General features: G+C 51.4%; 15 protein-coding genes. 11 read left to right on the top strand and 4 right to left on the bottom strand.

The features are described from left to right. Window positions 1-70 precede the first annotated feature (70 nt). A complete protein-coding gene (typA, locus tag DXV75_RS00380; RefSeq protein ID WP_115591252.1) occupies window positions 71-1,906 on the bottom strand; it encodes a translational GTPase TypA in 1,836 nt (611 codons plus the stop codon). A 462-nt stretch (window positions 1,907-2,368) separates the two neighbouring features. Between typA and glnA the strand changes: the two genes are divergently transcribed. The 4 genes from glnA (at window position 2,369) to glnG (ending at window position 7,026) form a co-directional block, all read left to right on the top strand. Continuing rightward, window positions 2,369-3,778, top strand: a complete 1,410-nt coding sequence (gene glnA / locus DXV75_RS00375; RefSeq protein WP_115591251.1) for a glutamate--ammonia ligase — start codon at window positions 2,369-2,371, stop codon at window positions 3,776-3,778. Between the two features lie 101 nt (window positions 3,779-3,879). Then, on the top strand, window positions 3,880-4,407 hold the full coding sequence (locus tag DXV75_RS00370) for a DUF4124 domain-containing protein (protein ID WP_115591250.1): 528 nt from the start codon (window positions 3,880-3,882) through the stop codon (window positions 4,405-4,407). Between the two features lie 127 nt (window positions 4,408-4,534). Next, a complete protein-coding gene (gene glnL, locus DXV75_RS00365) occupies window positions 4,535-5,617 on the top strand; it encodes a nitrogen regulation protein NR(II) (protein WP_115591249.1) in 1,083 nt (360 codons plus the stop codon). Beyond that, complete coding sequence (gene glnG, locus DXV75_RS00360; protein ID WP_115591248.1) at window positions 5,614-7,026, top strand: nitrogen regulation protein NR(I); 1,413 nt, start codon at window positions 5,614-5,616, stop codon at window positions 7,024-7,026. The genes glnL and glnG overlap by 4 nt, the downstream gene beginning before the upstream one ends. 63 nt (window positions 7,027-7,089) lie before the next feature. Here glnG and DXV75_RS00355 read toward each other — a convergent pair whose 3' ends face one another. Next, the gene (locus tag DXV75_RS00355; protein ID WP_115591247.1) at window positions 7,090-7,848 is read right to left on the bottom strand and encodes a LytR/AlgR family response regulator transcription factor; all 759 of its coding nucleotides are present in this window, start codon (window positions 7,846-7,848) and stop codon (window positions 7,090-7,092) included. A gap of 439 nt (window positions 7,849-8,287) precedes the next feature. Here DXV75_RS00355 and DXV75_RS00350 point away from each other — a divergent pair, with 439 nt between their 5' ends. Beyond that, window positions 8,288-11,266: a TonB-dependent receptor domain-containing protein gene (locus DXV75_RS00350; protein WP_115591246.1), complete on the top strand. Its 2,979-nt coding sequence runs from the start codon at window positions 8,288-8,290 to the stop codon at window positions 11,264-11,266. A gap of 58 nt (window positions 11,267-11,324) precedes the next feature. Here the strand turns inward: DXV75_RS00350 and DXV75_RS00345 are convergent, their stop codons facing one another. Further along, entirely contained in the window at window positions 11,325-12,455 is a 1,131-nt protein-coding gene (locus DXV75_RS00345) for an HD domain-containing phosphohydrolase (RefSeq protein ID WP_115591245.1), read from the bottom strand. A 170-nt stretch (window positions 12,456-12,625) separates the two neighbouring features. On the opposite strand from DXV75_RS00345, the gene DXV75_RS00340 reads away from it, so the two are divergent. The 6 genes from DXV75_RS00340 (at window position 12,626) to moeB (ending at window position 18,205) form a co-directional block, all read left to right on the top strand. Beyond that, a complete protein-coding gene (locus tag DXV75_RS00340; RefSeq protein ID WP_115591244.1) occupies window positions 12,626-13,351 on the top strand; it encodes a 1-acylglycerol-3-phosphate O-acyltransferase in 726 nt (241 codons plus the stop codon). A gap of 32 nt (window positions 13,352-13,383) precedes the next feature. Beyond that, window positions 13,384-13,758: a ribonuclease E inhibitor RraB gene (gene rraB, locus DXV75_RS00335; RefSeq protein ID WP_115591243.1), complete on the top strand. Its 375-nt coding sequence runs from the start codon at window positions 13,384-13,386 to the stop codon at window positions 13,756-13,758. A gap of 104 nt (window positions 13,759-13,862) precedes the next feature. Continuing rightward, window positions 13,863-14,204 (top strand): FKBP-type peptidyl-prolyl cis-trans isomerase, encoded by a 342-nt coding sequence (locus tag DXV75_RS00330; RefSeq protein WP_115591242.1) that lies wholly within the window; start codon window positions 13,863-13,865, stop codon window positions 14,202-14,204. Between the two features lie 128 nt (window positions 14,205-14,332). Next, on the top strand, window positions 14,333-15,067 hold the full coding sequence (locus tag DXV75_RS00325) for a choice-of-anchor H family protein (RefSeq protein WP_115591241.1): 735 nt from the start codon (window positions 14,333-14,335) through the stop codon (window positions 15,065-15,067). Window positions 15,068-15,228: 161 nt separating this feature from the next. After that, on the top strand, window positions 15,229-17,400 hold the full coding sequence (locus DXV75_RS00320) for a tetratricopeptide repeat-containing diguanylate cyclase (RefSeq protein ID WP_115591240.1): 2,172 nt from the start codon (window positions 15,229-15,231) through the stop codon (window positions 17,398-17,400). Window positions 17,401-17,434: 34 nt separating this feature from the next. After that, window positions 17,435-18,205 (top strand): molybdopterin-synthase adenylyltransferase MoeB, encoded by a 771-nt coding sequence (gene moeB, locus DXV75_RS00315; protein WP_115591239.1) that lies wholly within the window; start codon window positions 17,435-17,437, stop codon window positions 18,203-18,205. Between the two features lie 35 nt (window positions 18,206-18,240). On the opposite strand, the gene DXV75_RS00310 is transcribed toward moeB, so the two are convergent. Next, the gene (locus tag DXV75_RS00310; RefSeq protein ID WP_115591238.1) at window positions 18,241-21,024 is read right to left on the bottom strand and encodes a valine--tRNA ligase; all 2,784 of its coding nucleotides are present in this window, start codon (window positions 21,022-21,024) and stop codon (window positions 18,241-18,243) included. Between the last annotated feature and the right edge of the window lie 2 nt (window positions 21,025-21,026).

Below are 21,026 nucleotides of genomic sequence, written 5' to 3'. Positions count from 1 at the left end.
CAATTTCCGTTTTTCTGGTGTGTTCCTGCTATAAAAAAGGCGGGAAGTTCCCGCCTTTTTTTTGCATTTATTATGCTTTGTCTTTTTCCCGCGAAGCGCGTTTACGCTCGTTTTCGGTCAGCAATTTCTTACGGATGCGAATGCTCTGTGGAGTCACTTCAACCAGTTCATCGTCATCAATAAACTCAAGCGCCTGCTCCAGAGACATAACGATTGGTGGTACCAGGTTCTGCGCTTCGTCAGTACCTGCTGCACGCACGTTAGTCAGTTGCTTGCCTTTCAGAGCATTAACGGTGAGATCGTTGTCACGGCTGTGAATACCGATGATCATACCTTCGTACACTTCCACACCATGCCCGATAAACAGACGGCCACGCTCCTGCAGGTTAAACAGGGCGTTGGTCAGCGCTTTACCGGCGGCATTGGCAATCAATACACCGTTTTTACGCTGGCCAATTTTGCCACCTTTGTGAGGACCGTAATGATCAAACGTGTGATACAGCAATCCGGAACCGGAAGTCAGAGTCATAAACTCGGTCTGGAAACCAATCAGGCCACGGCTTGGAATGATGAAGTCCATGCGCACCCGACCTTTACCGTCCGGAGACATATCGCGCATTTCCGCTTTACGCTGGCCAAGCTGTTCCATGATGGAGCCCTGATCTTCTTCTTCACAGTCGATGGTCAGGGTTTCAAACGGTTCCTGCAACTCACCATCAACAGTTTTGAGGATTACTTCCGGACGGGATACCGCCAGTTCGTAACCTTCACGACGCATGTTTTCAATCAGAATACCCAGGTGCAGCTCACCACGACCGGATACACGAAACTTGTCCGGATCGCTGGTTTCTTCAACGCGCAAAGCCACGTTGTGCACCAGTTCATCACGCAGACGATCAAGGATATTACGTGAGGTAACGTACTTGCCCTCTTTACCGGAAAACGGTGAGGTGTTGACCTGGAAAGTCATCGTTACTGTAGGCTCATCGACCGTAAGCGGAGGCAGTGCTTCAACCTGGTTAACGTCGCAGATGGTATCGGAAATCTTCAGCTCACCCAGACCGGTAATGGCAATAATATCACCGGCGCTGGCAGAGTCTGTTTCGTGGCGATCCAAACCGAGGTAGCCCAGTACCTGGCCTACTTTACCGTTACGGGTCTTACCGTCTGCGGTAACCACAGTCACCTGCTGATTTGACTTAACGCTACCACGGGTGATTTTGCCAACTCCGATAACACCCACGTAGGAATTGTAGTCCAACTGAGAGATCTGCATCTGGAAAGGACCATTTACATCGGTCTGTGGTGCGGAAACCTGCTCGACAATGGTTTCAAACAGAGGAGTCATATCGGTTCCGGTTACGTCCGAATCCATTGAAGCCCAGCCATTCAAAGCCGAGGCGTAAACCACCTGAAAATCCAGCTGATCATCAGTCGCACCCAGATTGTCGAACAAATCAAACACCTGGTCCATTACCCAGTCAGGGCGCGCACCGGGCTTGTCGATTTTGTTGATAACCACAATTGGCTTCAAACCCTGCGCGAAGGCTTTCTGGGTTACGAAACGGGTTTGTGGCATTGGCCCTTCCTGAGCATCAACCAGCAACAGTACAGAGTCCGCCATAGACATAACCCGCTCAACTTCACCGCCAAAATCGGCGTGTCCGGGGGTGTCTACGATATTAATGCGATAGTCATTCCAGTTGATTGCAGTATTTTTAGCCAGAATGGTAATACCGCGTTCCTTTTCGATGTCATTGGAATCCATGACTCGCTCCTGGACTTCACCGCGACTCTCCAGCGTGCCGGACTGCTGAAGCAGTTTGTCTACCAGGGTGGTTTTACCGTGGTCAACGTGCGCAATGATCGCAATATTTCTTAATTTACTAATGTCAGTGGTATTCATGAGGTCGGAGCCTGTATAAATCTGTACGACGAGGCCGGAATAAGCCGCACAACTCGTGTTGCTAGATTGGAATAGAAAAAATGTGCGCGGATTGTACAGAAAATCCAGACCAAATGCGCCAGTTTTTTTTAAGTTCGGAACTTAAAGCCAACAATTCCACACTTCTGACGCGCACAACGGTTCGAATGTAGTAATTTTCTACCAAAATCTTGTATTCAGCCTCTAGCGATGCCGCACACTTTCCTCTAGGCTAGGAGTTGAGGCGAACCACTGGCTGCACCATAAAGATCCTATTATGCACCATAATGAGTCAAAACTTGGCCTTTATTGCATCCCAGTCCCCTTCTATCCCTTACTTATTCGTTAGCGGATAGCTGGCATGAATATCGCTTCACCGAATCCTAACTTGTAGGAGTGGCCAAGGATCACTTCACATTATTAAGTAATAACCTGGAGGACACGATGTCAGTAAAAAAGGCATTAGAACTGATTAAAGAAAGTGAAGCGAAGTTTGTTGATCTGCGCTTTACCGATACCAAAGGTAAAGAGCAGCACGTCTCAATCCCGGCACGCACTGTGGATGAAGACTTTTTTGAAGAAGGTAAAATGTTTGACGGTTCCTCCATCGCCGGATGGAAAACCATCAACGAATCCGACATGGTTCTGATGCCTGATCCAGCTACAGCAGTATTGGATCCATTCGCAGAAGAAACCCAGGTTAACATTCGCTGTGACATCCTCGAGCCTTCTACTATGGAAGGTTACGATCGTGATCCTCGCTCTGTTGCACGCCGCGCAGAAGAATACCTGAAATCCACCGGTATCGGTGACACCTGTTTCTTCGGTCCAGAGCCAGAATTCTTCCTGTTTGACGATGTGAAATTCCACACTGACATGGCCGGTTCTTTCTACAAAATCGATGCAGCCGAAGCCAAATGGAATTCCGGTGAAGACTTCGAAGGTGGCAACATGGCCCACCGCCCAGGTGTTAAAGGCGGTTACTTCCCGGTTCCTCCAGTAGACTCTGCTCACGACATCCGTGCCGCCATGTGCCTGGTTATGGAAGAAATGGGGCTGGTTATCGAAGCTCATCACCACGAAGTAGCCACTGCAGGCCAGAACGAAATCGCTTGCCAGTTCAACACCCTGGTAACCAAAGCGGATGAAATCCAGATTTACAAGTACGTTGTACACAACGTAGCGCACGCTTACGGCCAAACCGCCACCTTCATGCCTAAGCCTCTGGTTGGTGACAATGGTTCTGGTATGCACTGCCACCAGTCTATCTCCAAAGACGGCGTAAACATCTTTGCGGGTGACAAGTACGCAGGTCTGTCTGACGAAGCTCTGTACTACATCGGTGGTATCATCAAGCACGCTCGCGCAATCAACGCGTTCGCAAACGCTTCCACTAACTCGTACAAGCGTCTGGTTCCTGGATTCGAAGCTCCGGTAATGCTGGCATACTCTGCACGTAACCGTTCTGCATCTATTCGTATTCCTCACGTAACCAGTGAAAAAGCACGCCGTATTGAAGTTCGCTTCCCTGATCCGACTGCCAACCCATACCTGGCATTTGCAGCAATGCTGATGGCTGGCCTGGACGGAATCAAGAACAAGATCCACCCTGGCGATTCAATGGACAAAGACCTGTATGACCTGCCAGCAGAAGAAGCAGCGGAAATTCCAACTGTTGCAAGCTCACTGGAAATGGCTCTGGAAGCTCTGGACAGCGACCGTGACTTCCTGAAAGCTGGTGGTGTATTCTCTGACGGTATGATCGACGCATACATCGCGTTGAAATCAGAAGACGTGACCAAGCTGAACATGACCACTCACCCAGTTGAGTTCGACATGTACTACAGCGTGTAATCACAGGTATTACCGCCAATAACAAGCCCGCATACGCGGGCTTTTTTGTACCCGGACATGTACTATATTGACAATAAAGCCAATCAGAGCAGGGCAACTCCATGACAAGACTGAACCACGCATGCGCTTTACTAATATTAACTGCAACATTTGCGTCGGCAGGTCCGCTGTACAAAATTGTAAAAGACGATGGCAGCGTAGTTTACACTGACCAGCCGGGCCCCAATGCTGAGGAAGTGATCTTAAGCAGTTCCACAGCCAATACAGCTCAGGGAATGGCGACCCCCCCTCCACCACCTATAGAAAGCAGAAGATTCAATCAACTCCCCCCCCAACAATACCAGGTACGAATTGTTTCGCCCCAACCTGAAGCAACCATCCGCAATACACAGGGCATGCTCACCATCGAGGCGCAAAGTGAACTGGGAAACGACGCCATATACGAACTTTGGTTTGACGGCAGTGCCGTCAGCAGCAATTCCAGTGGCGTTTTTCAGCTTCAGGGGATCAATCGTGGTGCGCACCAGTTCTTAGTTAAACTTCTGGACAATACGGGCAAGACTCTTGCATCTAGCTCAGAACAGACACTGTATTATCACAAACCATCAGTGTTAATTAATCGAAATTAGCGGTTGGCGTTAGGTAACTGGCGCACCATAGGGGGTCAGACAAAACTGATCTCCACCAGGGTTGAACCGCAATGAACTGAGTTTTAAAATTTTCGCACCATAAGAGTGCAAAGGAGAACAGCTCGGCATGCAGGCCACCGAGTTAGAAGCAACCCATTTGTTGGACAGCCTGAATACGGCGTTGGTAATGATTGACGGTAATTTGATCATCAAGTACGCCAACCATGCAGGACAAGCGCTGTTCGAAACGGGTACAAAACAATTGTATGGCCATCCGCTGTCAGATTTTCTCATGCCGCATTCGCTGGACAAATCCAGATTGCGCGCAGCGTTTCGCCGTGGCGAAGACTTTACCGAAAATGAAGTCAGGCTTGCCTTTAAAGATAACCGCTATGTACTCGCCGATTTAACCGTTACCAATCTCAACACCGAACAAGGCCGGCTGTTGTTGTTTGAAGTGAAAAAGATCGATCAGCAAAACCGCATATCCAGGGAAAATCTGCAAAACGCCCAGCACTATGCCGCACGGGAACTGATACGCGGCCTTGCCCATGAAATCAAAAACCCCCTTGGCGGCATTCGCGGCGCAGCGCAACTGTTGGAGAAGGAACTGCCCACCGAAGGCCAGCGCGAATTTACCCAGATGATCATTGAACAGTCTGATAGATTGAGAAATCTGGTTGACCGACTTTTGGGGCCCAATTCCCTTCCGCGATTGCAGTGGAGCAACCTGCATCAGGCGCTGGAAAAAGTTCGGACTTTGATGAAAGTCGATTCGGAAACACCGGTAACCATTATTCGGGACTACGACCCCAGTATACCGGACATTCACATTGACCAGGATATGATCCAGCAAGCGGTACTCAACATAGTCCGCAACAGCATGCAAGCGTTGGCAGAACATCGCACGCCTGACCCACAAATCAGGCTGGTAACCCGCATTGAACGGCAAATGACCATGCACGGAAAGCGTCATCCTCTGGTGGCAAAGCTCACTATTATTGACAATGGTCCGGGCATTCCGCAATCCATCAGGGATACGCTGTTTTATCCCATGGTCAGTAGCAAGCGGAATGGCAGCGGACTGGGTCTGTCCATTGCCCAAACACTTATAAACCATCACGGAGGCAAGATTGATGTTGACAGCCGGCCAGGCCACACCGAATTTGTGCTCTATCTACCCATCGACAGAAAGGAGTCGGCGATATGAATAATGAGTCCGTTTGGATAGTGGATGACGACAGCTCCATACGCTGGGTACTCCAAAAGGCCCTGCAAGTGGCCAATATTGCCTGCTGTTGTTTTGAAAACCCCCAGGATTTGCTGTTGCAACTTCACAGCGGCCAGGCACCAGAGGTGATTGTCTCAGACATTCGCATGCCGCAGATGGACGGAATGACCCTGCTGAAAGAAATTCACAGTACCCATTCCAATATTCCGGTGATCATAATGACGGCGCACTCGGATCTGGACAGCGCGGTTAATGCCTATCAAAGTGGTGCGTTTGAGTATCTCCCCAAACCTTTCGATGTGGATGAAGCCGTTACTCTGGTGCAGCGAGCCCTGGCTCACGCCAGAGAACAAAGCCGCAGCAGCCAGGCTCCGCATGAGGAACCAGGTACCGAGATCATCGGTGAAGCCCCGGCCATGCAGGAAGTATTTCGCGCCATTGGCCGACTCTCGCGTTCATCCATTAGCGTGCTCATAAACGGCCAGTCCGGTACGGGTAAAGAGCTGGTTGCCCAGGCACTGCACCGGCATAGCCCCAGGGCGGCGAATCCGTTTATTGCCCTTAATATGGCTGCCATTCCTGCCGATTTGGTGGAGTCTGAACTTTTCGGCCATGAAAAAGGCGCCTTTACCGGCGCACAGACAGCCCGTCAGGGCCGCTTTGAACAAGCCAACGGTGGCACCCTGTTTCTCGACGAAATAGGAGACATGCCACTGGACGTGCAAACCCGATTGCTTCGTGTACTCGCAGACGGACAATTTTATCGTGTTGGGGGGCATCAGTCAGTCACCGTGGATGTGCGAATTATTGCTGCCACCCACCAGAATCTGGAAAAGCGTGTCGCTGAAGGCAAGTTTCGTGAGGATCTCTTCCACCGGCTCAATGTAATCCGTATTCATATACCGTCCTTATCTGAACGCAGAGAAGACATTCCGTTACTTGCCCGGCATTTTCTGCGAACGGCGGCCAAGGAGCTGAACGTAGAAACCAAGTCTCTGAGCAAAGAAACCGAAAAGCTGATGACTCAGCTCGCCTGGCCCGGTAACGTGCGTCAGCTTGAGAACGTCTGTCGCTGGTTAACCGTTATGGCCAGTGGTCAGGAAGTGTTACCCGGCGATTTGCCACCCGAAATACATTCGGAAAGCGGGCTGGAAACGGTCAGCGAGCAGGCGGGCGACTGGCCGGAACTGCTGGCAACCTGGACCGACAAACAACTGCGGGATGGCAACTACAACATTCTCAATGATGCCATGCTGACATTTGAGAAAGTGATGCTGGAGCGAGCATTACAATACACCCATGGCCACAAGCAGGACGCGGCAAAACGGTTGGGATGGGGAAGAAACACACTGACCCGCAAACTCAAAGAACTGGATATTGCAGGCTGACGCCAGACTCGGTGACCAGCGCCATTCAGCAACTCACAGCGAACCGTGTTGCTGAATGGTTAATCAATGATCGCCCAGTAAGAACGCCAGTTTGTGTTTGTTTCTGCGGGACAGTGTCAGTGCCTGCCCCTGCTTGAGCAGGACAGCGTAATCCCCGTTGTTGGTGGGCCGTAATTCTGCGATGTGGCCACAACGCACTATTGATGAACGATGAATTCGCACGAATACCACGGGGTCAAGCTGGTGTTCGAGACTGGTCATGGTTTCTCTGTGCAAAATGGCACTGCCATCCAGCAAATGTACTTCTGCGTAATTTCCCGCCCCTACTATGTAACTAATATCGTTCACATCCACCAGACGAATACGCCCGGGCTCCTTTATAACGAGGCGGGTTTTATAGGCCATCGACCCGCCACTTTGGCTCTCCGCGCCATGCCTGGGTTGCTGAGGCCAGTAAGCATTCCCGGGGGGATATGTTTTCAGTGCCTTGTCCAGCGCTCCGTACAGTCGAATTTCGCTAACCGGTTTAAGTAAATAATCGGCTACGCCAAGCTCGAATGCAGATACGGCAAACTCCTGATATGCAGTAACAAACACAATTGCCGCCTTACCCTGAAGTCGACTCGCAATTTCAATGCCGCTAAGACCGGGCATCTGGATGTCCAGGAACACCACATCTGGTGAGTGAGCTTCGGCCAGTTCAAGTGCACGTATGCCGGATGCGGCTTCGTAAACAACTCCAACATCAGGTCGCCGGCCTAGTGGTATGGTTATAGCTTGCCTGGCCAGACATTCATCGTCGGCCACCAGCACCTTTATCATAGGCGTCTCCGAAAAGGAAAGTGGCTGGATTACGCCTTACTGAAACTCCAGCCATGTCTGTACCGCCGAGACGGACTTCACCTCAAATCGGGCCCATATCACTCAGACTGAAAAATACCGGCACAATGTGTTTTAAGGACATTCTGCCTCAGATTCGATGTTAAAAAGAGCATGACAACCCAGCAAAAGTCTGACACGCACACGGGTTGCCCCTACCTGACACTAAGGATGGTTGAGGAAGATGAATTTTGCCGGGTTTTAAATGTAACCATTTGTAATAAGTTCCATCCGTTTGTCACGTTTCTCACCCGCTTAATCACACCATTCAAGCCTTTCGTGTATAGGTGCTGAGCCGGGCTTCCCTAAGCTCAAGCTATCTTCTAGCTTCTTAATTGCAGTTGTTTGATCACATTTCAATAAGACCTGAGAGGTTACACTCATGCTCACTCGATCCAAACTTGCGCAATCCATTCAAGCAGCACTGTTAGTGGGGTCAACCAGTCTGGTAACTCCTGCCCTTATGGCACAGGAATCAGACTCCACAGAAGCCACTGAACAGTCTGTAGAACGCATCGCCATTACCGGTAGCCGTATCCGTCAACCCGGAGCGGTTTCCGCCAGCCCCATCTTTTCTTTTGACGAGAAGGACATCGACTTTTTACAAGAACCTGAAATGGAGAAGGTGTTGCGTGTTCTGCCCTCTACCATTCCTGGAGATGGCGGTAACGTAAACAACGGTACTGCCGGTGCGGCAACCATTGACCTTCGGGGCCTTGGCCCGGAACGTAACCTTGTGTTGTTACAGGGTCGCCGTATGGTGCCATTTAACTTTAACGGTGAAGTTGATACCGCGACCATTCCCACGGCACTGGTCGAGCGTGTCGATGTGGTCACCGGCGGTGCGTCTGCGGTCTACGGTTCCGATGCCATTGCTGGTGCTGTAAACTTCATTCTCAAAGACGATTTTGAGGGAGTGGAATTTGAAGCCAGCCATTCTCAGACCGGTGACAGCGATGGAGATACTGATAACCTTTCCCTGACATTAGGCTCCAGCCTGGCTGATGACCGCGGCAACGTGGCACTATCGCTGTCCTGGATGAACCGCGACCCGGTCATGCTTGGTGACAGACCGCTTGGACTACTGGGCATCGACACGGCAACTGGTGCAAACTACGAACAGTTTCTCAATGGCGAACCCCCTCTGCCGCCACCCAGCGGCTGTGGAGGCCCGGACGTTGCAGCATCCGGAGGTTCAACCACAGCGATCCCTACTCGTTTTGCCATCGTAGGCGGTGGTGCTGCTTCGGCTGGCCAGTTCCGCGAAGACGGTACCATTGGGGACGAATGTAGCGTATTCAATTTTAACCCTTACAATTTCTATCAGACCCCCCTGGAGCGCTACTCAGCAACAGCGCTGGCCAAGTACTATCTGAACGATGATCTGGCCACCTACGCGGTCTTCAACTACACCAATTCAACGGTGGTGCAACAGGTGGCGCCCTCCGGTACCTTTGGTCAGGCATTTGATCTCCCCCTGCGCAACCCGCTGATTGGCGATCAGGCTCGTCAGTTTATGATTGACGCCGGTAATACTGCACTGGGCAGTGGCCTGCTCTCAACGGTAGGGCCTGCAGCTAACTGGCAGGACATCAACGGTAACGGTGTCGTAGACGCTGACGACTACCTGCGGGTCCAGTTACGCCGGCGCACTGTAGAACTCGGTCCACGTACCGAACGTTATGATTCCAATATGTTCCAGATGACGGTGGGCCTGGAAGGCATGCTGTATGGAGAATGGGCATTTGATACCTTCTTCCAGTATGGCGAGTCAAACCGCTCCACCGTGCGCGATGGTTACACCAATCTCGGTAACATACAGGAGGCGCTGGATACGTTCGATGGCGTAACCTGTAACAGCGGTACCTCAACCTGTGTTCCGATCAATCTGTTTGGTGGGTTCGGCACCATTACCGAAGAAATGGCTGGCTTTGCCCGGGCCATTGCGCTGCAGACCCAGAATTACGAGCAAACCATTTTCCATTTCAGTGTCGACGGTCCGGTTGATTTCATCGAACTGCCTACCGCCAGTGCTCCTCTGGCCATGAGCGTTGGGTACGAGAGCCGCAACGAGAAAGGTTCACTGGAACCGGATGAGTGTTTGAAAGAGGCCCCGTCAAGCTGTCAGGGGGGCGCGGGCGGAAACTTACTCCCCATCTCTGGCGGCTACAAGGTTGATGAATTCTTCATTGAAGGGATGTTACCGTTGCTTGAGGGCGTAGCCTTCTCTGAAAGTCTGGATTTTGAATTTGGCTTCCGCTGGGCTGACTACGATACCGTTGGGTCAAATGATACCTGGAAACTGGGCCTCAGCTGGCGTCCTGCAGAATCTGTTCTGGTCAGGGTCATGCAGCAACAAGCCACCCGCGCACCCAACGTAGGTGAACTGGCGTCTCCGGTTGTAACCGGTCTCGACAACGCCAAGCAGGACCCTTGTTCGGTCGCCAATGCCGCCAACATTGACGCCACACTGCGGGCACTGTGTATTTCCACCGGTATGACGGATGCTCAGGTAGGTGCCGTTCAGGATGTGATCTCAGGGCAGGTTAACACCTTTGACGGCAGCGATCCGGAAAATCTTCCCGATGCAGAAGAAGCTGATACCTTTACCGCCGGTATTGTATGGACGCCCGACTTCAGCGCCTTTGACAATTTCCTGATTTCACTGGATTACTACGATATCGACATCACCAACGTAATCGGTGAATTCTCAGCACAGGAAATTCTGGATGCCTGTTACATCGGTGGCAACACAACTGAATGTGCCAAGATCAACCGCATCGGTGGCGATTTGACCATCTCAGGAGCAGGAATAGAGCGTTTTACTACCAACCTGAACTATCAGCAAGCTGAGGGGCTTGAGCTTGCAGTGCGATTCGGAATTGATATGGAAGATTTAGGTGACCTCCAGATATCCGCTAATATCAACCAGTATCTGACCCAGGAATCACTCAGCTCGGATTTCGCTACCCCCATCGAATGCCGCGGCTATTATGGTACTTCCTGCGACCCGTTACCCGAAATCAGGATGATTCAGCGCACCACCTGGAACTTTAATGATCTCACCGTTTCACTGCAATGGCGCTACCAGGATGCAATTGACGTGGAGAAAGCTGAAGCTGCAGGCGTGTATGAACCTTTCAGACACATTGGCAGCTACAGTTACTTTGATTTGTATGCCAGCTATCAGGCTACGGAAGCCATCAGTGTAAGCCTGGGTGTGGACAACTTATTTGAGAGAGAAGCGCCGGTAGTAGGTAACGAGGCGGGTGATACCAGTTCAAACTCAGGTAACACCTTCCCCAGCAACTACGACAATCTGGGCCGCATTTTCAAAGCGTCCGTTAAGGTTCGGCTGTAACCCAGCTTGATGCAATCCAAAGCGGGGCCGCTGTGGCCCCGCTCTCATTCTTTCCCGCTTACGCCGACTTGGTCAACAGGCCGGTCATGGCCTGATTGAACAGCCTCACCCACTTCATACTGAACTGGCCTTTGGCAATCCGGTTGATCTTAATTACCGCCTGCTTTTTGGAAAGCTGCGAATCGCGATTGTGAGCACGTGAGTGCGTCAGCGCATCATAGGTATCAAGGATCGCCAGCAACCTGGCCCCATCACAAATGTCCTCTTCCTTGAGACCGAGCGGATATCCGCTACCGTCAACCCGTTCGTGGTGCTGCATAACAATTTTACGTGCGTGATCCCATTGCTCTAGGTGCTCCAGCAACCGTGCGCTCTTGTAAACGTGAGAGCGCATCAGTTTGAATTCATTGTCAGAATAGGCATCGTTTTTGTGCAGCAATTTAAGAGGCATAAATGCCATACCAAAATCGTGTACATAACAGGCAACAGCGAGCTGGTCCTGATCGATAGGCTGACCAGCGAGGTTATTAATATACAGAGCCAGCTTGGCGATCCTGTCTCCGCGCCCAGCCCAATAGTTCGAGCGATGCTCGATGGTTTTCATCATCTCGCGGAAAAACAGAATGTCCATCTGCTTTTCTGCACTCAGATCCTTGGGAATACCGGTATTAGCCAGTGTCGCCGGCGCTTTTGCGTTGTCCGAGCCAAATGACTTCACATCCAGTTTGGGATTGAGCAGGAGTACCGTTTCCCCTAAGCGACGCTCATGCTCATTCTGGTTTTCAGGCGTAATACGAGAAAGGGCCAATGCCAATTGCTGGTAGAGATCGGCGTTATAGTTCACCCTGCCGGTATTCATGATCTCCTGAACAAACGCCTTAACCCTGTCCATGGTCAGCAATACCAAATCACTCATATTACTGGTGTATTCCACCTGACCTTTACGCAGGTAGTCGAGCAGGTCCTCAACATGTTGAAGAACCGGTATCAGCGGGCTGAAGTTCACCAGCCCGAGATCACCTTTTATGGTGTGAATTGAACGAAAGAGAGCCCGTTGAAGTTCTTTGTCCTGAGGTTTGAGTTCCAGTTCAATCAGAGTCTGTTCGCTGGCTTCATACAACTCATTAATTTCTTCCATTAAATCGTTGAGAATGTCATCTTCTATGTCGTCTGGAACGAATGTCTGCATCTTGAGTACCGCAACTGCGTTATGATCAAATAATACGAAAGCTTTCAGGGTTATCGTTATTGGGCCGCAGCACTTTAATATTTGGGCTGATAAATTTCAAACACTGATCGGACATGTGGCCGAGCCTCTTTCCCTTATACTGCGCCGCAAACTGAAAAAAAGGAACCCCTGTGCTCGCTGTACTTCGCATTCTTATCCTGCTGCCAGCTTTTTTGCTCATCAACCTGGTTATTCTTTTAGTGTGTGTGTTTCGACCATTTCACAGTAACAACGTCCATTTTGCCGGTCAGGCTTACTCGCTAATGTCCCGTATTGTCGGCCTGAAAGTCATCGTGCGTCGCTCGGACAAGGTAACACTCAACGAACCGTACGTATTCATTGCTAACCATCAGAACAGCTACGACATTATCACTGTGTGCAAGGCCGCCCTGCCCGGTGTAGTTACCATCGGTAAAAAGAGCCTGAAGTACATTCCGGTATTCGGCCAAATTTACTGGTTGTCCGGGAACATCATGATAGACCGCAAGAATTCCGGCAAAGCCCGCGGCACATTACAGTCCGCTGCCGAAAAAATTCGCCAGAAGCGCACATCGGTTTGGGTGTTTCCGGAAGGCACCCGCAGTAATGGCCGCGGGCTGTTACCGTTTAAAACCGGCGCGTTCAGGCTGGCCAAAGATACCGGAGAACCCGTGGTTATGGTTACCGCCAGCAACCTTCACAAAAAGGTGAACTGGAATCGCTGGAATAATGGCATTGTACTGGTCGATATTGACGCGCCTCAACCCATGAGCGACGAACTCTCGATCAAACAATGGGCGGAACACTTCCACAGCCAGATGGCACAAAAACAAAGCGAACTGAATGCACAGGTCGCTGAAATGGAAAAAAGCAGTTAAACTAGCCCCATCTGCGTTTATTTCCCAATATTATGACGACCCAATACGAAGAACGAGAAGAATGGTACGCTTTCAATCAGGAAACCATTGATGCCCTGCTTGAAGACGGTAGCCAGGCTGATGCCGATTACACCATCGAACATCATTTCGCTTCCAGCGATTTTGATATGCTGGAAAAAGCCGCTGTCGATGCTTTCAAAGCTGGCTTTGAGGTGACCGATGCCGAAGAGTTGATGCTGGACGATGGTGGCACGGTATTCTGTTTTGACGCCATTGTTGAGCGTAAACTTGACCGTGCCAAATTGGATGTCGATACCGACACACTGTTAAAAATTGCTGACAAACACAAAGTTCACTACGACGGCTGGGGCACCTACTTTATGCCTCATGAAGGCGAACTGCAGTAACCACTCCCCCCACAGCATGCTGGTGAGCGCTTCTCGCCAGCGCTTTGCCATTCCTTTTGCCTCTGAAACCAAGCCATTATTTCAAAAATAAAAGAGATCGAAACATGACCGCCAATCTGAAAATTGAAGACCTCACCGAGGGCAATGGCAAAGTCGCAGAAAAAGGCGCACTTATCACTGCTCACTACTGTGGATATCTGGAAGATGGAAGCGAATTTGACTCATCCTATAGCAGAGGCCGCCCATTCCAGACTGTGTTATCAAAAAACAAAGTGATTCAGGGCTGGTTTATTGGTTTGCAGGGCATGAAAGTAGGCGGTAAACGCAAGTTGTGGGTGCCTGCTGAACTGGCCTACGGCGAGCGCCAAATCGGCGACAGGATCCCCGCCAACAGCAACCTGATATTTGAAATCGAATTACTCGAAGTACTTACCCGCGACGACTGATATCGATTACCGGCTTCCCCTGCAGCCGCCCCAGCAGGTGTTCCGTTTGGTTAAGCCTGCTTTCAGCTTTGGTTCATTTTTAGTGAACCACACTGTGAAGCAGACTCATCAGACAAGGAACTTCACGAATGAAGCCATCACGTTCAACACGCCGATTGACCTGGTACCTGATGGTGCTGATTGCAGGGGTGTCAATGCACGCCCGCGGGGATACAGCCAAAACACTGGTTCATGAATCCCAGTTTTCACAACCTTTGCCCTCCTCCACCAATAGCAGCGCAGATTTTTTCCGGACACCACCGGCGTTATCACAATTTCAGCCCCGCTATCGCTCGGATTCCGCTTCGCAGGATCAGGTCAACTTTTGGATCTACGACTCCTGGCTGAACTATTTTGAAGACTTCGATTTGGATTACGATGGTTACTACAGCCGTTTCAGTGTGGAGTTTGATGCCGATACGGTTTTTGCCCGCGTCCCCGTATACGCCGTAGTTTACCTGGGAACCCACGACCGCTTTGAAGCTATCCACGTTTCGTCCGTATTTCATATCGATGGCGACGACAGCCGCGACAGCTTTGTGATTGATTCCACATTGGTGCGGGGGTTTCCTCCACGGGACTACGAAGTACTGATTGAACTGTACGATGCTCACACCGACGCCCAGCTTACCAGTACCGATGGCTACAGTGACGCCGATTTGGCTTTCGTCAGCCTGGAAAGCCAAAACTACGACACCCCCTATACAGAAGGCCCGGTCGTTATTGTTGAGGAGTACGGGGGCTCCCTAATGTGGAGCAGCCTGTTAATCCTGGGGGGGCTGGCTATGTGGCGACGCTCTCACCGGCAGAAATCTGGGCGGTAAATGCTGAAAACCTTCACACGCCTGTCGGTATCTGCTGTTCAGGCACAGCAGATACCAGTTTTACCTTAAATAGTAATAACTTGCTCGACCACTTAATTTTCGCTTCAGGTCATCATCGTCAGCTTTTATACTGAGTGCCGAACACAAGGAGTAGGGTTATCGTGACGTTGTTGAAGCTGCCCGCAGTATGGGTAAAGTCGCTGATATGTGCATTACTGCTTGTTCTTTATTACCCGGCCGGGGCCTCATCTGCCGAAGACAGTTCACTCATCGGACGCACCCAGGCAGCGCGTCAGCAGGGCAACATGGACCTTGCTGATCACCTTGCGACGCAGTTATTCCAATCCGCGCAGCCACAAAACAATCCGGCACTGAAAGCAGACGCACTCTATCAGCAGGCGCGTAACGCCATGGAGCGCAACCTGTATCCCCAGGCATTGGCACTGTTGGACGAAGCCGCTAGTCTCTACAAAATATCTGAAAACCCCAAAAAGCTCGGGCACGCGCACCGTCAGTTAGGGCTTACTTACCGGTATCTGGTCAACTACCCCGAAGCACTCAAACAGCTCAATCTTTCACTGCAACTATTCCAGCAAGTGGGCGACCCTTCCTCCATAAGCAGCGCTCGCAGCAGTCTGGGTGTAGTGCTGGAAAAAATGGGGCGCTACGAAGAGGCCATTGAGGAACACCATCTGGCGCTGGAACTGAATTACAAGCTGGGGGATAAATCCGGCGTCGCCAGTGCCTTGTATAATTTGGGACATCTTCGTGCCAACCTGGGTGACGACCAGCAAGCGCTGGCCTACTTTCAAGACGCCCTGAAGCTGGACAAAGAAGCCGGTAATCTAAAAGACATCGCGTACAGCGAACACAAAGTGGGATTTATGCTGTTAAAACTCAAAAATTACCCGGCGGCCAAACAGCATATCCAGGAAGCTCTGAAGCTTTTCCGCCAAATTCAGGCTCCCCGGGACATCGACTGGGCATTGACCACACTGGCAAGACTGGAAATGCTGCAGGATAATCTGAGTGAAGCTACAGAAATTATTGAGGGCGTCATTAGCAGAAGTGAACAGCAGGGTTACTTGAGCCTTCTGGTGGACGCGTATCTGGTCGCAGCCGAGCTGGCCTACCGCCAGGAGAAATATGACAACGCAGCACATTACATCACCGCAGGGATTGCCCAGGCGCAGCAAAACCAGGAATCCTCCCAGGAAGCGGAACTGGCCGCTGTCGGGGTAAAGGTATTTGAGCAAACCGGTGACATTCACCAGGCCTTTAGCATGCTCTCCAGGCAAAAGCAGCTCGAAGACAACATTCTGAATAATGAACGCCTTAAGGCCGTTGCGCAGCTTCAGGCTCGCACCGAGTTTGTTCGCCGCGCCCACCAAATTGAACTGCTGGAAAAGGAAAAGGCTCTGCAGCAGGCCATCATAGAACAGGATCAACTGTCCCGAAACCTGTGGACAATTGTTATTATCGCAACACTTATCCTGTCGGTTTCCCTGTACATCAGGATCCTGCAGAGCCGCGCCAACCACAAACTGACTCAACAGGTCGCGCTGCGCACCCGGGAGTTGAGCGAAAAAAACACTCAGCTTGAACAGGCATTCCAGCAGGTTGAGCACATCAGTCTTACCGATCCCCTGACCGGGTTGAAGAACCGACGTTTTCTGGAAAACCAGATCCAGGCAGATTTGAACCACAGCGTCCGCCTTTACCAGGACTGGCTTAACGGCAAAAGTCATCAACCTCAACAGGCAGACATCGTGGTATTTGTTATCGATATGGACAATTTCAAAGCCGTCAACGATACCTTTGGCCACAACGCCGGTGACAACGTTCTCAGACAACTGGCGACCCGCCTGAAAAGCGTATTTCGCGAGTCCGATTATCTGGTCCGTTGGGGTGGCGAGGAATTTGTGGCCGTAGCACGCTTTATTGCACGCCGGGACGCACCGGTTTTAGCCCAACGCCTGATTGAGGCTGTTGCCGGCTCTCCTTTTGAACTTTCGGCCGGCCACACGGAAGCGCAAACCTGCTCTATCGGCTTTGCCTGTTACCCAGCCTCGCCCAAGCAATCAGGATACCTTAGCTTCGACGACTTAATTGGTTTAGCCGACCATTGTCTGTACGCAGCAAAATCAGAAGGGAAAAACACCTGGGTAGGCATTGATACGGTAAATAGTGAACTACCCGCTCAGGGGCCTTTAACTCCGGCTCAGTTCGATGCCCTTATCGAAAACAAAAAACTCATACTCAGGCGGCCATTCGCGCTAGCCGCCCGGAAAGCAGAAACGCTTCCTGAGGTTGCCCGCGCAGACCTACAATGATACAACTCCATGTAAACACGGCCCTGAATTCACTATGAGTAGCCCACTGACACACCGCCAGGCACTTCGTTATAACCGCCAGATCCTGCTGCCGGGCTTCGACATAGACAGGCAGGAAGCCCTTGCAGATAGCTCAGCATTGATTGTGGGAATGGGCGGCCTGGGGTGTGCCTGCAGCCAGTATCTGGTTTCCAGCGGTATTGGACACATTCTGATAATGGACGCAGATACCGTCGACGCCTCCAATCTCCCCCGCCAGGTGCTGTTCGATGAGCAGCAAGTGGGTGAACTCAAGGTCGTTGCCGCGCGCCAGGTATTAAACCGGTTAAACCCGGACTGCCAGATTGACTGTTTAAACCATGCCTTTACAGAAGCCAGCATCACAACCCTTCCGGATAACCTCGACATCATCATCGACTGCACTGACAACCTCAACAGCCGCCAATTGCTAAACCGCCTGTCGCTGGAACGCGCTATCCCGCTGGTGTCCGCTGCCGCCATTCGTATGGAAGGCCAGCTCAGCAGTTATATTCCCGGCGATTCCAACCCCTGCTATGAATGCGTGAGCAGCCTGTTCGGTGAACTGGAACTGAGCTGTGTCGAAAACGGCGTCATGGCGCCAGTGGTGGGGATAATGGGCAATATGCAGGCGTTAGAAGCCATTAAAATACTCACCGGTTTCGGCCAGCCACTGTGTGGGAAGTTGCAGACGTATGATGCCATGACTGGCGAATGGAACCAGTTTACCCTGCCCAAAAGGCCGGATTGCCCCGCCTGTGGCACAAAAAAAATCACCACCTCATAATGGCGTGGTGATTTTTCGTTTAATGTGACCTTACTTTACAGCGCGCTGATGGTTGCATGCTGCTGTTTAAGTTTCTCCAGTTGAGACTCCGCATCGGCAAGCTTGGCACGCTCTTTCTCAATCACCGCTTCAGGCGCATTACTGACAAATTTTTCGTTTGAAAGTTTACCCTGGGTTCTGGCGACTTCTTTTTCAGCCTTGTCGAGTGCCTTGGCCAGACGGGACAATTCCGCGTCCTTGTCTATCAAACCGGCCATGGGGATAAGGATCTCCATGTCGCCCACCAGTGCAGTGGCACTGGCCGGAGCCGATTCATCCGCCCCCAGCACCTTAACGGATTCCAGACGAGCCAGCTTGTCGATGAAACCACGGGCGGCATCCAATTTGCGGCTGTCTTCCGCACTCACATGCTTCAGCAGGGCATTAAGCGGCTTGTTGGGGGAAATGTCCATTTCACCACGAATATTACGAATGCCGACAATAAAGCGTTTTACCCATTCAATATCGCTGAGAACCTGTTCATCTTGCTTACTGGCATCCTGTTCAGGGAACGCCTGTACCATGATGCTGGGCTGCTCACTGTCACCCTTAAGTTGAAGGGTGCTCAGCGGAACCACCCGCTGCCAGATGGTTTCGGTAATGTAAGGCATGAACGGGTGCAACAGGCGCATCAAGTGTTCAAGCACGTTGATAAGGGTATGACGTGTACCACGCTTTTCCGCTTCACTGCTGGCATCACTGTTCAGTACCGGCTTGGTCAGTTCCAGATACCAGTCACAGAACTGGTTCCAGGTAAACTCGTAAACCAGATTAGCGGCAATATCAAAGCGGTAGTCTGCCAGCGCCGCTTCAAATTCTTTCAGTGTTTGCTGGAAGCGGGCCCAAATCCAGCGATCCGCCAGGCTCAGCACCATTTCACCACCATCTCGACCGGTATCTTCCGTCTCAGTATTCATCAACACGAACCGTGAGGCATTCCAAATCTTGTTACAGAAATTGCGATAGCCTTCTACCCGGCCCATATCAAAGTTGATATCACGGCTGGTTGACGCCATGGCCGCAAAAGTAAAGCGCAGGGCGTCAGTTCCATAGGCGTTGATCCCCTCAGAAAACTGTTTGCGGGTACGCTTGGCGATTTTTTCCGCCAGCTGCGGCTGCATCATGCCGGACGTACGTTTGGCAACCAAAGATTCCAAATCTATACCGTCAATCAAGTCAATCGGGTCAAGCACGTTGCCCTTGGACTTGGACATCTTGTCGCCGCTTTCATCCCGAATCAGACCGGTGATGTAAATGTCTCTGAATGGGATCTTGCCGGTGAATTTCTTGGTCATCATGATCATCCGGGCAACCCAGAAGAAAATGATGTCAAAACCGGTAACCAGCACCGAGGATGGTACAAAGGTTTCCAGCTCAGGGGTTTGTTCCGGCCAGCCCATGGTGGCAAACGGCCACAATGCAGAGGAGAACCAGGTATCCAGTACGTCTTCATCCTGGCGCAAGGTAACATCGTCAGTCAGGCTGTATTTTGCACGCACTTCAGCTTCGTCACGCCCAACGTACACATTGTTGCTGTCGTCATACCAGGCAGGAATGCGGTGGCCCCACCACAACTGGCGTGAAATACACCAATCCTGGATGTTATGCATCCACTGGTAATAAGTTTTGTTCCAGTTCTCCGGTATAAAGCGAATCTCACCGCTCTCTACAGCTTCAATGGCCGGTTTGGCCAAAGATTCCACCGCAACATACCACTGGTCAGTCAGATAAGGTTCAATGACTGCACCGGTGCGATCGCCGCGCGGTACTTTGAGTTTGTGATCGTCAATTTTGACCAGCAGCCCAGCAGCGTCGAGATCGGCAACGATCTGTTTGCGCGCGTCAAAGCGATCCATGCCACGATAAGCTTCGGGGGCTTCATCGTTGATTTTGGCGTCCGCGGTCAGCACATTGATCATGGGCAGGTTATGCCGCTTACCCATGTCGTAGTCATTGAAATCGTGCGCCGGAGTAATTTTAACGCACCCTGTACCGAATTCCGGGTCAACATAGTCATCTGCAATAATGGGGATAAGGCGGCCAGTCAGCGGCAGCTTGATCTCTTTACCGATGAAATCCTGATAACGTTCATCTTCCGGGTGCACCGCCACAGCGGTGTCGCCGAGCATGGTCTCCGGGCGGGTAGTAGCCACCACAATGTGGCCGCTGCCATCAGCCAGCGGGTAGCGCATGTGCCACATGAAGCCGGCTTCTTCTTCATTCACCACTTCCAGATCGGACACCGCTGTGTGCAATACCGGATCCCAGTTAACCAGACGCTTGCCGCGATAAATCAAACCTTCTTCATGCAGTTTGACGAATACCTCAGTCACCGCTTTGGACAGGTTGTCATCCATGGTAAACACTTCACGATCCCAGTCCGGTGATGTGCCCAGGCGACGCATTTGCTGGGTAATGGTGCCGCCACTGTGCGCTTTCCATTCCCAGACTTTGCTCAGAAAGTCTTCCCGGCCCAGATCGTGACGGGTTTTGCCCTCGGCATTAAGCTGGCGCTCTACTACCATCTGGGTAGCGATGCCAGCGTGATCCGTTCCCACCTGCCAAAGGGTATTGTCGCCCTTCATGCGGTGGTAGCGGGTCAGTGCATCCATAATGGTGTGCTGAAAGGCATGGCCCATGTGCAGGCTGCCGGTTACATTAGGAGGAGGCAGCAAAATACAATAAGGATCACCGCTACCGGAGGCCTTAAACAGGCCGTTGGATTCCCATTGCTGATAACACTGCTGCTCAATGGATTGCGGTTCGAAGGTTTTATCCATAC

The sequence above is a fragment of the Alteromonas aestuariivivens genome, assembly GCF_003367475.1.
GTDB classification, from domain to species: domain Bacteria; phylum Pseudomonadota; class Gammaproteobacteria; order Enterobacterales; family Alteromonadaceae; genus Alteromonas; species Alteromonas aestuariivivens.
The sequence above is the reverse complement of the archived record's forward strand: the minus strand, read 5'-3'. Positions and strand labels throughout refer to the sequence as shown.

Coding starts and splice junctions, on each gene's coding strand:
- DXV75_RS00370 (WP_115591250.1), top strand. CDS start 3,880: ATGACAAGACTGAACCACGCATGCGCTTTACTAATATTAACTGCAACA.
- glnA (WP_115591251.1), top strand. CDS start 2,369: ATGTCAGTAAAAAAGGCATTAGAACTGATTAAAGAAAGTGAAGCGAAG.
- DXV75_RS00310 (WP_115591238.1), bottom strand. CDS start 21,024: ATGGATAAAACCTTCGAACCGCAATCCATTGAGCAGCAGTGTTATCAG.
- DXV75_RS00350 (WP_115591246.1), top strand. CDS start 8,288: ATGCTCACTCGATCCAAACTTGCGCAATCCATTCAAGCAGCACTGTTA.
- typA (WP_115591252.1), bottom strand. CDS start 1,906: ATGAATACCACTGACATTAGTAAATTAAGAAATATTGCGATCATTGCG.
- DXV75_RS00355 (WP_115591247.1), bottom strand. CDS start 7,848: ATGATAAAGGTGCTGGTGGCCGACGATGAATGTCTGGCCAGGCAAGCT.
- DXV75_RS00325 (WP_115591241.1), top strand. CDS start 14,333: ATGAAGCCATCACGTTCAACACGCCGATTGACCTGGTACCTGATGGTG.
- DXV75_RS00330 (WP_115591242.1), top strand. CDS start 13,863: ATGACCGCCAATCTGAAAATTGAAGACCTCACCGAGGGCAATGGCAAA.
- glnG (WP_115591248.1), top strand. CDS start 5,614: ATGAATAATGAGTCCGTTTGGATAGTGGATGACGACAGCTCCATACGC.
- rraB (WP_115591243.1), top strand. CDS start 13,384: ATGACGACCCAATACGAAGAACGAGAAGAATGGTACGCTTTCAATCAG.
- DXV75_RS00345 (WP_115591245.1), bottom strand. CDS start 12,455: ATGCAGACATTCGTTCCAGACGACATAGAAGATGACATTCTCAACGAT.
- moeB (WP_115591239.1), top strand. CDS start 17,435: ATGAGTAGCCCACTGACACACCGCCAGGCACTTCGTTATAACCGCCAG.
- glnL (WP_115591249.1), top strand. CDS start 4,535: ATGCAGGCCACCGAGTTAGAAGCAACCCATTTGTTGGACAGCCTGAAT.